Raw genomic sequence first — 14,194 nt, 5'->3', positions numbered from 1 at the left:
ATTGAGGGCTGGCCTGATGCGTTCCGCAATATGATGCAGGCGTTTTATCAGGCGGTAGAGCAGGGAAACCCGCAGGCAGGCGGATTCGCGACTTTCCATGAAGGGGCACAAGTGATGGCGATTGTTGAGGCGATTGTCCACAGTCATCAGCAACAGTGCTGGGTCAGCGTGGAGATCTGATTTTCAGCCCGATCGCGCTCTGACGATCGGGCTAACTTATTGTTCACGCGAATTTATGGTAGCCTTCGTGTCATCTGACTGAGCAAGAGTTGCCACCATGTCTATTCAAAAAATCGCCCGTCTTGCGGGCGTTTCTGTCGCTACCGTCTCCAGGGTGTTAAATAACAGTGACTCCGTTAAGGATGCGAACCGTGAGAAAGTGCTTAAGGCGATCAAAGAGAGTAATTATCAGCCTAATCTGTTAGCGCGACAATTACGTACTGCCCGCAGCTCGATGATCCTGGTGATGGTGTCAGATATCTCCAATCCCTTCTGCGCCGATGTGGTCAAAGGCATTGAAGAGCAGGCCGAAGCCAACGGCTATCGCATTCTGTTGTGTAATTCGGGTTCGAATATCGAACGCTCGCGATCCAGCCTGCAGCTGCTGGCTGGCAAAATGGTGGATGGCATCATCACCATGGATGCCTTCAGTAAACTCCCTGAACTGACGCAGCTGATCAATACCACGCCGTGGGTTCAGTGCGCTGAATATGCTGACGCTGGCGACATTTCCTGTGTGGGGATCAGTGATGCTGAAGCCTCGCAAGAGGTGGTGCGCTATCTGGTCGGTAAAAATCATCAACGTATTGCGCTGATTAACCACGATCTTAGCTACAAATATGCGCAGCTTCGGCAAAAAGGTTACCTCGACCAGTTAGGGCAGAGCCAACGAAGCTGGCAGGCCATCTCTTACGCCAGCGAACTGAGTTTTAGCGCCGGGAAGCAGGCGATGGAAACCTTGCTGGCGGGTGAGGAGCATCCGGATGCCGTCTTTGCTGTGTCTGATGTGCTGGCGGCAGGCGCCATCTCGGCAATTCACCAGGCCGGGCTTCGTGTGCCAGAGGATATTGCCGTGGTGGGTTTTGACGGGACTGAGCTTGCCGAAATTGTTTCTCCACAGTTGACCACCATCGCACAGCCTTCGCGTGATATCGGACGTCAGGCGCTTAACCTGTTATTAAAGAAAATCGATAACCCATCATCAGCCACAGAGCGGATGATGATGAGCTGGCAGTTAGTGATCCGTCACAGCGCGTAGTTAGTCAGAGAGTTTGCTCAGCGCAGCGTGTAAATTCCGGTGTGAAGTCGTAATGATGCTCCAGGGATCCTTAGGCTTATCGTGTTCGATGATAAACCACTTCACACCGCTGGCTTTTGCCGCCGGTAAAATCGTTTGCCAGTCCAGCAATCCTTCACCAAGCGGGGCAAAGTTCATTTCATCATCGCGGATCCCAATAGCCGCGTTGTCCTTCGCGTGAATAGCGTAAATGCGCCCCGGATATTCCTTCAGGAACCGCGCAGGGTCCTCCCCCCCACGAGAGACCCAGGCTGCATCCATTTCAAGGGTAAGATTGTTGGGTTGCGTGTTGTTCATGATGATCTCTAACGCCGTCACCCCTCCGTACTTCTTCATCTCAAAGTTATGATTGTGGTAACCCAGCTGGATACCCTGCTGATGGAGTCTGGCACCGACTTTATCCAACCGTTTGGCGTAATCAATCCACCCCTGAGAGGTGGTAGGGCGGTCTTCAGCTTCAATCCACGGCACGATGATCGTGCTGTTACCGATGGCCTTGTTAAACGCCACCGTCTGCTGATACTCGTTTTCCAGAGCAGAAAGCTGTACGTGAGCAGAAGTGACCTTCAGTTGATTCTTGCTGAGCAGGGCCTTCATCTTCGCGGCATCAAGCTCATGCGTCCCGACAATCTCAACGTGTTTAAATCCGGCCTTATGCGCCATGGCAAACTGTTCATCAACTGAACCAACGTTGCGTAAGGTGTACATTTGCAGGGCGATTTCATTCTCAACATCCGCTGCCTGGCTGCTAAAGGTCGTTAACGTGCCTGCCGCGATAAGTCCGGCACAGAGTAAGTTTTTAAGAAACATAGCGTCATCCTTATGAAAGTAATCGATTACAAAACTACACGCTAAAAGTAATCGATTACAAAATAAGGTGTCAGACTGTGATGAGGGTCATGATTTTTAGCGTGTAAGGGCAATCTTACCCTCTGAGAGGGCAAGCCTCAGGACCTAATTCTTATCCCCCATAGCGTGGCTAAGCTTGCGGTATTTCTGTGGCGTCATGCCGACATATTTATTGAAGGTGCTGTAGAAGCGACTGCTGGAGCGGAACCCGGCAGTGAATGCAATGTCGAGGATAGCCTTATCGGTGTCGCTTAGCAGGGCGCGCACATGGTTGATGCGCATCGCCGTAATATACTGCTTCATCGTTAACTGCATCACCCGCTGAAAAATCCCCATCGCATAGTTTGGGTTGAGCTTCACATGGTCGGCTACTTGCTCAATGGTCAACGCCTGATCAAAATTGGCGCCGATAAACTCCAGCATCTGGCTGACGTAGAACTGTGAGTGGCGTGAGATGCCAGGCCCCGTACTCTGATTTCGCGGCAGTTTAGTCACCAGAATCGGCTGCCAGCCGGAGAGACTAAAGCGCTTGAGCATCAACCCTATTTCATCGATGGCAAGCTGACGCACCTGCTCATTCTGGTGCTGCAACTCTTGCTGCCAGCGTTGCACTTCGAAGGGGCTAAGTTGCTGTTCCGCCAGCGACTTGATCACCATGCCGTGGGTGACGTGATTAATAAGCTGTTTATCGAGCGGCCAGGAGAGAAAAAGGTGCATTGGCAGGTTAAGAATAGCCATATTTGTACAGTCGCCTGGGCGGGTCAGGCGATGCGGGGTACAGGCCCAGAACAGCGTGATATGTCCCTGTTTAATCACCACCGTCTCATTGTTGATCAGGTATTCCACATCACCGTCAAACGGCACATTGATCTCCACTTGCCCATGCCAGTGGCTGGTTTCCATATAATCTGGCGTCCGCAGCTCAATATCCATGCGCTGATACTCGGAATAGAGTGACAGCGGGCTGAGTGTTTCACTGTCCGTGCTGTTGCACATAAAGGGATCGGGGGGCAGGGGCATATCCATATTTAACTCCGGTTCCTGACTGAACTGAGAATATGGCACAACGTCCGTCCAGAAACTGTGAACAGCCCGTTGCTTTGCAGATTGCCATGCGCTTATCTGGCTGTTTTCACACCGTATTCTCTCCTTTCTTACCCCATTACTCCCAAATACTCAGTTTTACCGGCGCAAAGAAAAAAAGCTGAGTTTCCGGGAATGCTCTCTACGGAAGATGGAAGAGAAACACCGGCTGAACTGTCAGGCTGAGGGGGTTCACTTACTCAAGGGAGAAAGAAAATGTCAGCACCCAAAATTACTTTTATCGGCGCGGGTTCCACTATTTTTGTGAAAAATATCCTGGGTGATGTCTTTCAGCGTCCAGCGCTGAAATCGGCCCAGATTGCTCTGATGGATATCGATGCGACCAGACTGGAAGAATCGCATATTGTCGTGCGCAAACTGATGGACTCAACGGGGGCCAATGGCGACATCACTTGCCATACCGACCAGAAAAGCGCGCTACAGGGGGCTGATTTCGTGGTGGTGGCGTTCCAGATTGGCGGCTACGAGCCCTGTACAGTGACCGATTTTGAGGTCTGCAAACGGCACGGACTCGAACAGACCATAGCGGACACGCTGGGTCCTGGTGGCATTATGCGCGCGCTACGCACTATCCCGCACCTGTGGAATATTTGTGAAGACATGCTCGAGGTCTGCCCGAACGCGACCTTGCTGAATTACGTCAATCCAATGGCGATGAATACCTGGGCGATGTACGCCCGTTATCCGCAGATAAAACAGGTTGGTCTTTGCCACTCAGTACAGGGAACGGCGGAAGAACTGGCGCATGATTTAGATCTTGATCCTGCAACGTTGCGTTATCGCAGCGCCGGGATCAATCATATGGCCTTCTATTTGTCGCTGGAGAAGAGAGGAGAGGATGGCGAATACGTCAGCATCTATCCCGATTTACTGCGCGCGTATGAGTCCGGCCAGGCACCAAAACCAAATGCCCACAGCAATCCACGCTGTGAAAACATTGTCCGTTATGAAATGTTTAAAAAGCTGGGCTATTTCGTCACCGAATCCTCTGAACACTTTGCAGAATATACGCCGTGGTTTATTAAACCTGGCCGCGAAGATCTGATCGAGCGTTATAAAGTGCCACTTGATGAATATCCGAAGCGGTGCGTAGAACAAATTGCCACCTGGAAACGGGAGCTGGTGGAATACAAAACGGCTGATAAGATCGAGGTCAAACCTTCCCGTGAATATGCCAGCGCGATCATGAATGCCCTGTGGACCGGCGAACCAGAAGTTATTTATGGTAATGTGCGCAACGCTGCTCTGATTGAGAATCTGCCGCAGGATTGTTGTGTAGAGGTTCCTTGTCTGGTCGATGCCAACGGTATTCAGCCTACGCATATCGGTAAATTGCCTTCGCACCTGGCTGCGATGATGCAAACCAATGTGAACGTGCAGACTCTGCTGACTGAAGCCATTTTGACCGAGAACCGCGATCGTGTTTATCACGCGGCTTTACTCGATCCTCATACCGCAGCCGTTCTTGGCATCGATGAGATTTACGCGCTGGTGGATGAATTGATTTCCTCACACGGCAGCTGGCTGCCGGACTGGCTTCACCGTGCTTAACCCTACTCGCCGGGCGTGATGCTCGTCACCTGACATGTCTGATAACAAGAGGGGAGCGCTGGTAACAGGGCTCCGGTACCCTATGAGCATATCAATTAAAACAAAACTCAGTTATGGATTTGGCGCATTTGGCAAAGACTTCGCTATCGTTATTGTTTACATGTACCTGATGTATTACTACACCGATGTCGTTGGATTGTCCGTGGGGATGGTAGGGACACTGTTCCTTGTCGCAAGAATATGGGATGCCATTAACGATCCGATCATGGGCTGGCTGGTCAACCGCACTCGTTCACGCTGGGGAAAGTTTAAACCCTGGATCTTCATCGGGACGATTTCAAATTCGGTGATTCTGTTTTTACTGTTCAGCGCGCACCTTTTCGAAGGAACCACCCAAATTGTCTTTGTCTGGGTGACGTACATTTTGTGGGGAATGACCTATACCATCATGGATATTCCTTTTTGGTCTCTGGTACCAACCATCACGCTTGATAAGCGCGAAAGGGAACAGCTGGTGCCGTTTCCTCGATTCTTTGCCAGCCTGGCCGGCTTTGTCACCGCAGGGATTACCTTGCCCTTTGTCAATTATATCGGGGGTACAGATCGTGGGTTGGGTTTCCAGATGTTCACGCTGATATTGATCGCCTTTTTTATTGCCTCAACAATCATCACCCTGCGTAACGTTAAAGAAGTGTATTCCTCCGATAACGAAGCAACGACTGACAGCAGCCGTCTGACCCTGAAAGGGATAGTGGCGCTGATATATAAAAACGATCAGCTTTCCTGTCTGTTGGGGATGGCTTTGTCCTATAACGTCGCCTCGAATGTGATTAACGGTTTTGCTATCTATTACTTCACCTATGTTATCGGCAACGCCGATAATTTTGCCTACTATATGTCCTATTCCGGCGCGGCGAATCTGCTCACGCTGATTTTCTTCCCCCGTTTGGTTAAAGCGCTGTCAAGACGTGTGCTGTGGGCCGGCGCTTCGATACTGCCGATTTTAGGCTGTGGAGTGCTGCTGGGAATAGCGCTAACCGGCTATAACAATCTCTGGATGATTTCTCTGGCGGGAATTTTGCTCAACGTTGGCACCGCATTGTTCTGGGTATTGCAGGTGATTATGGTGGCAGACACTGTCGACTACGGTGAGTACAAATTGGGCGTTCGCTGTGAAAGTATCGCCTATTCCGTGCAAACCATGGTGGTAAAAGGCGGCGCAGCCTTTGCCGCTATGTTTATTGCCATCGTGCTTGGTCTGATTGGCTATGTCCCGAATGTTGCGCAGGCACCAAACACCCTTTTGGGTATGCAGTTCATTATGATTGCGCTGCCTGCGGTCTTTTTCCTTATCACCTTAGTGCTCTATTTCCGTCTTTATCAACTTAACGGTGACGTGCTGCGTAAAATCAACATACACCTGTTAGATAAATACCGTAAGCGGGGCAGCTATGAGATCCCTGAAGCACCGCTCGATATCAAGGGTGTCACGGAAGTGAAAGCGTAAATTTAAGGGGAAGAGTTAACTCTAATCTTGGCATCTTGTGCAGGTACGTAGAGCAGGGGGAAGGGATTCCAGCTAATTGCTCAGCCCGGGTAGTGGTAAGGAATGGATGACTTACCCCGGGCTGAGACGCTCTGCTTTAGGCAGAGAGTTCTTTACGAACGATTGCTGCGCCGGCACTTAACGCACTTAATTTACCGTTTGCCACATGGCGTGGCAGCGGAGTCATGCCGCAGTTGGTAGAAGGATAGAGCTTGTCAGCATCGACAAATTGCAGCGCTTTTCGCAGCGTATTAGCGACTTCTTCAGCGGTTTCAATGGTATTGGTTGCGACGTCAATGGCACCAACCATCACTTTTTTACCGCGAATCAGCTCAATAAGATCCATGGGAACACGGGAGTTTTGACATTCCAGTGAAACGATATCGATCGCAGATTTTTGCAGTTTAGGGAAAATCTCTTCATATTGACGCCATTCGGTGCCCAACGTTTTTTTCCAGTCGGTGTTAGCTTTAATGCCGTAGCCGTAGCAAATATGCACAGCTGTTTCACATTTAAGTCCTTCAACGGCTCTTTCTAACGCGGCAATCCCCCAGTCATTCACTTCATCAAAGAAGACATTAAACGCGGGTTCATCAAACTGGATGATATCAACGCCAGCGGCCTCTAGTTCTCTGGCTTCCTGATTCAGAATTTTGGCAAATTCCCAGGCCAGTTTTTCGCGGCTTTTATAATGGCTATCGTAGAGTGTATCAATCATGGTCATCGGGCCAGGAAGGGCCCATTTGATCGGCTGATTGGTTTGCTGACGCAAAAATTTGGCATCTTCAACAAAAACCGGCTTTTGACGGCTAACTTCACCAACCACAGTCGGGACGCTCGCATCATAGCGATTGCGGATTTTAACGATCTCACGCTTTTCAAAATCAACACCGGTCAGGTGCTCAATGAACGTGGTGACGAAGTGCTGGCGAGTTTGCTCACCATCACTGACGATATCAATACCAGCCTGAAGTTGATCCTGCAGGCACAGACGCAGCGCATCCTGTTTACCCGCGATCAGTTCATCACCTTGCAATTTCCACGGTGACCAAAGCGTCTCTGGCTGTGCCAGCCAGGAGGGTTTAGGCAAGCTGCCCGCAGTAGACGTGGGTAATAATACTTTCATAATAGATAACCTTGTCAATTTGATGAATCAAAGAACGTAATTAGCTGACCATTGCTCAAGAATAGTGCGGTAAGGTTTAATAAAGTTCTTCTCAGTAAACTTACCTTGTTCAACCGCTAACTGGCTGCGTTCTTCTCGATCATAAACAATCTTCGTTAATGAATAATCCCGGTGATTCAGGCTCGGCTGGTATTTTTTTCCGGCTGCAGAATTAGCATTGTAAATCTCAGGTCGGTAAATTCTCTGGAACGTCTCCATCGTACTGATGGTGCCGATCAGCTCCAGATCCGTGTAATCGTTTGTTAAGTCACCAGTAAAATAAAATGCTAAAGGTGCAACACCGTTTTTCGGCATAAAGTAGCGAGCCTGCAGGCCCATTTTATTGAAGTAGCGATCGGTCATGGAATCTTCATCTTGCAGGTATTCATAGCCCAGAACCGGATGATGATTCTCAGTGCGATGATAGGTGTTTTTGCTGGAAACACTCAGGCAGATAACCGGCGTTTTACTGAAATGCGCTTTGTAAGCGGCAGAATGGATGAAGCACTTGAACAGATTGCCATGTAAATCACCAAAATCGTCAGGCGTGCTGAAGCCAGATTTATTCTTGTTGTGCTCAAGCAGCACAACGCTGAAGTCATAATCACGGACATAAGAGGAAAAGTTATTTCCTACAATGCCTTCAATACGTTGGTTGGTTTTTTTATCGATGATGTTTGTTTTCAAAATTTCAATCACCGGGAAGGCATGACCTTTGCCTTCCACATCCATCTCAACAGAAACAATTTCAAGCTCAACTGAATAACGATCGCCTGTTGGGTTGTCCAGATGCGCGAGGGTGTTGAAACGATCGTCGATCATCTTCAGCGTGTTGCGCAAATTTTGCTGGCGCATCTCGCCTCTGGCCAGGTTGGCGAAGTTGGTGGTGATACGAGTATTTTTGGATGGATTATAATTCTCATCGAAAGAAATACTGTTAATGTTAAATTTGAATTCGTTATTCATTGTGTCTGGCATCCTTATTTTAGATATAAGACCTGAATTCATCTCTTTATTGATAAGAGTGCCCACAATTTATGTCATGGTTTACTTATTCAGTTGTCTTCATAATGTCGGTTGCTGAAAGCAGTGCTTACTTTATGCCATAGCCTTGAAGTGAGGAAAAGTGATGATAATTCACCGAACATGAAGTTTCTTCATGATCAGGGCAGGGAGTGAGTAATTTCAGCGTTGCCGCGTCGGCCACTGTCGCCGCGAAAAGTAAAACCCCAACCTTCTGGTTGGGGCTTCTGTTACCACAGGTACTGCAATCCTGCGGTTAAGGACCAGTTTCGGTTCTGAATTCCACCGCCATCAGACATTGATTCATATCCATCACTGTCCCATTTACCAATGTCACCTTTTTTATTCGGATAGTAGGTGTATGTGGCAACAGTAAACACTTTAGCATTGGGTGTCACCCAATACCCGGCATTGACTTCCCCAGACCAGAGCTCTGCATTATTGTTATTGGTTTCAGTGATTTCTTTATTCAGGTAATGATTATCAGAGTCACTGGCTTCAACCCAGTGACTGTATTTTAACAGGGTGCTGAATTCAAATTTATTGATCGAATACTTTCCTGTAAGTCCAATATAGGGTGTTTTATAGGTTTGCGAATAGCCGACGAGATTTTGATTTCTCGGGAAACTACCCACATCTCGTGGTGCATTTGGGTCATAGTCGTCATTAGCATCTGTTCCTGCATAATCATAGGTTCCATTTCTCGCGGTCATACTAAAGCGAGTTTGTTGATACCCGACAATCACTCCAGCCTTGTAATCATTGGTGTTCAACAACCAGCCTCTGAGGTTGAGGTCAAACTCATTCGCTTCATTGAGCACGGCTGAACTTGATGAGCTGTCTGTGTAGTCTGTTGAACTTGTGTTTTGCCAGTCATAATCGTTCATGCTTCCTGAGCCCGAGGCCAACGTTGTCCAACCGGATGCATTGACGCTTAGCCAGGGAAGAACATCATAATTAGCTTCAAGTTTGATTATTGCTGCGTTTTTTATCTTCCAGTCAAGTCGGCTTAATTGCCGGCCATCAAAGTAAACATATTCTTTCGACTCTCCCCCAAGATAACCGAGTGAACCCGATAACGATAAACCATCGTGGATATATTGCTGTTCCTGTCCGGAAACATAACCAGTGCTACACGCATACCCAGACCAGAGACATGCCAGACTGCATATCGTCGTCTTCGCTTTCATCATTACCCCTGTCGTTTCACCCGTGAGAGACCTTTTTGAATTATAGATTTTGATCGGTAAATTGCCAGAATATGTAGATACGCTAATTTATTTCTGGTGACCTTATTTATACCGCACCCAATTTACGTACCATTTATAAATATAATGTTGGAAGATCACTTACCGGCTTTTTGAAAAGAAACAGCACCGATCGGGTGCTGTTAAGTGGGGGAATGACTGGGAAGGGTATTACCGTTAATCCAGCAGGCAGCGGGCAGTAGGGAAGTCAACAATCAGCACGTTGATGTACTTTCCTGTCAACGCCCCCCGAATAGCATTGGCTTTACTGATCCCGCCCGCCAGCGCGACAACCTGTGGGCAGTCGTGTACCTGTTTCAGTTCCATACCAATCACCGGATCCTCATCCGCCGTTAAGACTGGCTGACCCTCAGCATCGTAATAGTGCAGACAAATATCGCCGACTGCGCCGCGCGCGGAGAGGATCTTCAACATTCCCTCATCGTAATAGTTACCTGAGTTTTTCAGCAGCTGAGAAGGCTCCAGTTCGCCGATGCCCACAATGGCCACATCGACTTCGGCAAACTTGCTGACCACTTCCGCCACCTCACTGTTCGTCGACAGACGCAGTCGCTCATCAACCGAACGCTCAATACTCTGCGACGGCAGGAGCCCTGCCTCACAGCTCAGGTAGGCAGCGAGCGTTTGCGTCAGAATTGTCGCCTGAACATTCCCATTAGCGCCCACCCCCCCGAGGAGTTGGATTACCCCACGCGCCTTAATACTCTGTGGGTGCAGTGCATCGACCATGGCACGGATAGTGCCACTCCATGAAGAGATGCCCACCAAATCGTTAGCCCTGATACGAGTTTCCATATAGTGCGCAGCGGCGGAACCGATCGCCTGACGAATTTGTGCCGGGCTGGCATCTTCCACGGTGTCTACCACGATGGCCTGCTGGATGCCGTATTTCTTTTCCAGACTGTTTTCCAGTGCCGGGAAAATATTGCCCGGTGGGATCACGCTGATCTTCACCATGCCTTCATTCAGGCAACGCATCAACATACGTGAAACAAACGACTGGGAAAGGTGCAGTGTTTTGGCGATATCGGACTGTTTCATCCCATCGGTGTAATAAAGCGTGGCGATTTTCACCATCAAGCGTTGTTCATCCTGCTTCGACATAGTTCCTCCGTAGCCGTGCGCAGTTCATTGTCATGCAAGGCGTTGAAAATGACAACTGGCGCACGATACAGAGCAAATTCCGGCGCAAGCTGTGATCATCTTCGCTTTTCTTAGTGTTTTTTTTGGACAACTTAAGTCGGGTAAACAATAGTGTTTGAATAATAAATCATGCTTGAATATTTATTCATAGTGGAGATAATAAATGAAACGTACCCTACTGACCAGCCTGTTGTTTTCTGCCATGACGCTTTCTGCAGCCGCTCTGGCAGCCGATAAAGGGCTGATTGTCATCATCACTCCTTCTCACGATAACCCCTTCTTCAAGGCGGAAGCCGACGGCGCAGAGCAAAAAGCAAAAGCACTGGGTTACAGCACACTCGTGGCATCGCACGATGATGACGTGAGTAAGCAAAACCAGCTGATTGAAACGGCCATTGGCCGTAAGGCCAAAGCCATCGTACTGGATAACGCCGGGGCCGATGCCACGGTGGGACCGGTACAAAAGGCCAAAGATGCCGGTATTCCTACCTTCCTGATTGACCGTGAAATTAATAAAACAGGTATCGCGGTGGCACAGATCGTCTCCAACAACTATCAGGGCGCACAGCTTGGCGCGGAGAAATTCGCCAAATTGCTGAAGAACAAAGGTGAATACGTAGAACTGCTGGGTAAAGAGTCGGATACCAACGCTGGGGTGCGTTCTCAGGGTTACCACGACGTCCTTGATGACTATCCGGATATGAAGATGGTGGCACAGCAAAGTGCTAACTGGAGCCAGACCGAAGCCTTCAGTCGTATGGAAACCATCCTGCAAAAGCATCCGAATATCGTTGGTGTCATCTCCGGAAATGACACCATGGCATTGGGTGCCGAAGCTGCGCTGAAAGCGGCCGGTAAAAAAGAGGTGATCATCGTGGGTTTTGACGGCAGCGACTATGTTCGTGACTCCATTATTAATAAGGGCAATATCAAAGCCACGGTATTGCAGCCGGGCTGGGCACAGGCTCAGATGGCGATAGAGCAGGCAGATTATTACCTGACCCACGGTAAAGCGCAGATGCAAGAGAAACAGTTGATGGATTGCGTGCTGATTGACGACACCAATGCCAGCAAGCTGAAAATCTTCAACCTCGCGAAGTAAACCTGGAGCCCACGATGGTGACGAAACTTGCACAAGGTAGCCTGCTGGCGGTCGTTGCGCTGTTGCTGAGTGCCTGTACGGTGGTTGATCTGGATGCTAATGGTCAGCCCATAATCCCGAAAGATCCGACGGCGCAGCAGGGCTACCGCGATCAAACAGCACAACAGGTGGCGAAAGCCACCTGGAGCAGCAAAGTGCTGGAAGCCGGTGAAAAACAGGGTCTGAGCTGGGAGGCGATGAAAACTCGCAGCACTTCGGTGAAAGCCGGCAGCAGCGAGAGCCTGTTTGTCCGCGGCACAGGCACGGTCACAGCCATCACGGCGGCCGGTGAGAACGAACGATTCCTCACCGTTACGCTGGATGGGGAGGCGGTTCCCGTTGCCATCGGTCCCGTGGTGCGTAGCAATGCGATACGTGATGCTGCCGGGTTCAAATTCGAAGAGTTCACCAATCAGGTTCAGTATGCCCAACTGACCAAAGCACTTAACCGTCAGGCGGTGCAACAGCTGCCGCCGATGGATGAAAGTTGGGTAGGGAAACCGGTTCAGCTGATGCTGGCGGTGACGCTGCAGCCCGGCAAGGTCCAGGATGTGATTGCCGTCACTGTGAAACAGGAGCCGCCGCAATGAGCCAGCCCGACCCGATTATTTTGCGTACCAAAGGGATATCCATGCTCTACCCCGGTACGCTGGCGCTGGACAATATTGACTACAACGTCTGGCGCGGCAAGGTGAATGTGATTATCGGTGAGAACGGCGCCGGTAAGTCGACGCTAATGAAAGTCCTTGCCGGTGTGCAGCAACCGACCAGTGGGGAAATCTGGCTCGACGGTAAGCGGGTAGTCCTGTCTGACACCCGTGCGGCAGCGAAATTGGGAATAGGGATGGTTCATCAGGAACTGAACCTGTTTGAGAATCTGTCGGTGGCAGAAAATATCTTCCTTGGCCGCGAGCTACAAAAGGGGCTGAAACCAATCGATGAGAAAACTCAGGAGGCGCGGACCGCTGCGCTGATGCAACGGCTTGATCAGGCTATTTCCCCGCGTGAACTCGTTGCCAACCTGAAGGTCGGTCAGCAACAGTTGGTAGAGATTGCTAAGGCGCTGGCAGAAAATACGGACATTTTAATTCTCGATGAACCTACTTCTGCGCTCAGTAAAACGGAGGTGGAGATCCTGTTCCGGGTGATCCGTGAACTGACCCGCCAGGGCGTATCCATTCTCTATATTTCCCACAGACTGGAAGAGCTGATGGCGATTGGTGATGTGATTACCATTCTGCGTGACGGCCGCTTTCAGGCAGAAGCCCAGGTCAGTGATATTGATGTGCCCTGGATTGTGCGCGAAATGCTCGGTAGCGAACCTGTTACCAGCTTCCTTGAACCCGGACGTGAATTTGGCGTGCCGGTACTGGAAGCAGAGAATATCACCTGTGTCGGGCCTGCGGGTATTGCCACCGTGGACAACGTCACATTCAACGTCCGTGCCGGCGAAATAGTCGGTATTTATGGCCTGATGGGGGCTGGCCGCACCGAGTTGTTCGAGTGTCTGCTGGGGACTCAGCGTGATTATCTCGGCAAACTGTGGTTGGACAGTAAGCCTGTTCCCCAGCGTCTGAATACCGCCGAGCGTATCCGCATGGGCATGAGCCTGGTGCCGGAGGACCGTAAACGCACCGGCATATTCCCCGTGTCATCCGTGGCCAGCAACCTGACAATCGGCAGCCTGTGGCAGCGGCTCGAATACCGCTTTGCCATCTCACGCCAGCAAGAGCAGGCGGTAGTCAGTGACACCGTCACTAATCTGTCGATCAAAATTTCTTCACCGGAGGTCACGATTAACGCCCTGAGTGGGGGCAATCAACAGAAGGTTGTGATTGGCCGATCTCTGCTGACTAATCCGCGGCTGTTGCTGCTGGATGAACCCAGCCGTGGCATTGATATCGGGGCGAAGGCGGATGTGTTTCGCATGATGGTCCAGCTGTCTAAGCAGGGCATTGCTGTGCTGTTCTCCACCTCCGATCTGAAAGAAATCATGGCCGTTTCAGACCGGATCCTGGTGATGTCGGGCGGCAAGCTGACCGCCAATGTTCCACGTGCAGCGGCGGAAGAGTCGGCGCTGGTGAAAGCAAGTGCTCAGGGGTTCTGA

13 protein-coding genes are annotated in these 14,194 nt (G+C 50.1%); 7 read left to right on the top strand and 6 right to left on the bottom strand.

Going from position 1 to position 14,194, the window contains the following annotated elements; all coding sequences use genetic code 11:
• Both WCC56_RS18835 and WCC56_RS18830 read left to right on the top strand, forming a co-directional pair.
• On the top strand, positions 1 to 180 hold a 180-nt coding region (locus WCC56_RS18835), incomplete at its 5' end, for a Gfo/Idh/MocA family oxidoreductase (protein ID WP_424693850.1).
• A 97-nt stretch (positions 181 to 277) separates the two neighbouring features.
• A complete protein-coding gene (locus WCC56_RS18830) occupies positions 278 to 1,258 on the top strand; it encodes a LacI family DNA-binding transcriptional regulator (protein ID WP_424693849.1) in 981 nt (326 codons plus the stop codon).
• Here the strand turns inward: WCC56_RS18830 and WCC56_RS18825 are convergent, their stop codons facing one another.
• Positions 1,259 to 2,107: a sugar phosphate isomerase/epimerase family protein gene (locus WCC56_RS18825; protein WP_424693848.1), complete on the bottom strand. Its 849-nt coding sequence runs from the start codon at positions 2,105 to 2,107 to the stop codon at positions 1,259 to 1,261.
• A gap of 144 nt (positions 2,108 to 2,251) precedes the next feature.
• Positions 2,252 to 3,172, bottom strand: a complete 921-nt coding sequence (melR, locus tag WCC56_RS18820; RefSeq protein ID WP_424693847.1) for a transcriptional regulator MelR — start codon at positions 3,170 to 3,172, stop codon at positions 2,252 to 2,254.
• A gap of 273 nt (positions 3,173 to 3,445) precedes the next feature.
• On the opposite strand from melR, the gene WCC56_RS18815 reads away from it, so the two are divergent.
• On the top strand, positions 3,446 to 4,801 hold the full coding sequence (locus WCC56_RS18815) for an alpha-glucosidase/alpha-galactosidase (protein ID WP_424693846.1): 1,356 nt from the start codon (positions 3,446 to 3,448) through the stop codon (positions 4,799 to 4,801).
• Positions 4,802 to 4,883: 82 nt separating this feature from the next.
• Positions 4,884 to 6,308, top strand: coding sequence for a melibiose:sodium transporter MelB (gene melB, locus WCC56_RS18810; protein WP_424693845.1), 1,425 nt, complete (start codon positions 4,884 to 4,886; stop codon positions 6,306 to 6,308).
• 136 nt (positions 6,309 to 6,444) lie between these two features.
• Here the strand turns inward: melB and WCC56_RS18805 are convergent, their stop codons facing one another.
• The 4 genes from WCC56_RS18805 to WCC56_RS18790 all read right to left on the bottom strand — a co-directional run bounded on the left by WCC56_RS18805 (position 6,445) and on the right by WCC56_RS18790 (position 10,907).
• Positions 6,445 to 7,473, bottom strand: a complete 1,029-nt coding sequence (locus tag WCC56_RS18805; protein WP_424693844.1) for a methionine synthase — start codon at positions 7,471 to 7,473, stop codon at positions 6,445 to 6,447.
• Between the two features lie 27 nt (positions 7,474 to 7,500).
• Complete coding sequence (locus tag WCC56_RS18800; protein WP_424693854.1) at positions 7,501 to 8,478, bottom strand: DUF1852 domain-containing protein; 978 nt, start codon at positions 8,476 to 8,478, stop codon at positions 7,501 to 7,503.
• Positions 8,479 to 8,765: 287 nt separating this feature from the next.
• The gene (locus tag WCC56_RS18795) at positions 8,766 to 9,728 is read right to left on the bottom strand and encodes an omptin family outer membrane protease (RefSeq protein WP_424693843.1); all 963 of its coding nucleotides are present in this window, start codon (positions 9,726 to 9,728) and stop codon (positions 8,766 to 8,768) included.
• A 231-nt stretch (positions 9,729 to 9,959) separates the two neighbouring features.
• A complete protein-coding gene (locus WCC56_RS18790) occupies positions 9,960 to 10,907 on the bottom strand; it encodes a sugar-binding transcriptional regulator (RefSeq protein ID WP_424693842.1) in 948 nt (315 codons plus the stop codon).
• Between the two features lie 202 nt (positions 10,908 to 11,109).
• Between WCC56_RS18790 and WCC56_RS18785 the strand changes: the two genes are divergently transcribed.
• The 3 genes from WCC56_RS18785 to WCC56_RS18775 are packed head-to-tail and all read left to right on the top strand — an operon-like array spanning position 11,110 to position 14,194.
• Complete coding sequence (locus tag WCC56_RS18785; protein ID WP_424693841.1) at positions 11,110 to 12,048, top strand: D-ribose ABC transporter substrate-binding protein; 939 nt, start codon at positions 11,110 to 11,112, stop codon at positions 12,046 to 12,048.
• Positions 12,049 to 12,062: 14 nt separating this feature from the next.
• Positions 12,063 to 12,677, top strand: coding sequence for a DUF2291 family protein (locus WCC56_RS18780; RefSeq protein ID WP_424693840.1), 615 nt, complete (start codon positions 12,063 to 12,065; stop codon positions 12,675 to 12,677).
• Positions 12,674 to 14,194 carry a sugar ABC transporter ATP-binding protein gene (locus WCC56_RS18775; protein ID WP_424693839.1) on the top strand — a complete coding sequence of 507 codons (1,521 nt, stop codon included), beginning with the start codon at positions 12,674 to 12,676 and terminating at the stop codon, positions 14,192 to 14,194. Before WCC56_RS18780 ends, WCC56_RS18775 begins: the two co-directional genes overlap by 4 nt.

Source organism: Erwinia sp., assembly GCF_049696395.1.
Taxonomy (GTDB): Bacteria; Pseudomonadota; Gammaproteobacteria; order Enterobacterales; family Enterobacteriaceae; genus Erwinia.
Note: the sequence above shows the minus strand (reverse complement) of the source record. Positions and strands in the feature narration are given on the sequence as shown.

Bases quoted from the DNA above. Each gene is read 5' to 3' on its own strand.
- WCC56_RS18830 (WP_424693849.1), top strand. From the start codon at position 278: ATGTCTATTCAAAAAATCGCCCGTCTTGCGGGCGTTTCTGTCGCTACC.
- WCC56_RS18825 (WP_424693848.1), bottom strand. From the start codon at position 2,107: ATGTTTCTTAAAAACTTACTCTGTGCCGGACTTATCGCGGCAGGCACG.
- melR (WP_424693847.1), bottom strand. From the start codon at position 3,172: ATGGATATGCCCCTGCCCCCCGATCCCTTTATGTGCAACAGCACGGAC.
- WCC56_RS18815 (WP_424693846.1), top strand. From the start codon at position 3,446: ATGTCAGCACCCAAAATTACTTTTATCGGCGCGGGTTCCACTATTTTT.
- melB (WP_424693845.1), top strand. From the start codon at position 4,884: ATGAGCATATCAATTAAAACAAAACTCAGTTATGGATTTGGCGCATTT.
- WCC56_RS18805 (WP_424693844.1), bottom strand. From the start codon at position 7,473: ATGAAAGTATTATTACCCACGTCTACTGCGGGCAGCTTGCCTAAACCC.
- WCC56_RS18800 (WP_424693854.1), bottom strand. From the start codon at position 8,478: ATGAATAACGAATTCAAATTTAACATTAACAGTATTTCTTTCGATGAG.
- WCC56_RS18795 (WP_424693843.1), bottom strand. From the start codon at position 9,728: ATGATGAAAGCGAAGACGACGATATGCAGTCTGGCATGTCTCTGGTCT.
- WCC56_RS18790 (WP_424693842.1), bottom strand. From the start codon at position 10,907: ATGTCGAAGCAGGATGAACAACGCTTGATGGTGAAAATCGCCACGCTT.
- WCC56_RS18785 (WP_424693841.1), top strand. From the start codon at position 11,110: ATGAAACGTACCCTACTGACCAGCCTGTTGTTTTCTGCCATGACGCTT.
- WCC56_RS18780 (WP_424693840.1), top strand. From the start codon at position 12,063: ATGGTGACGAAACTTGCACAAGGTAGCCTGCTGGCGGTCGTTGCGCTG.
- WCC56_RS18775 (WP_424693839.1), top strand. From the start codon at position 12,674: ATGAGCCAGCCCGACCCGATTATTTTGCGTACCAAAGGGATATCCATG.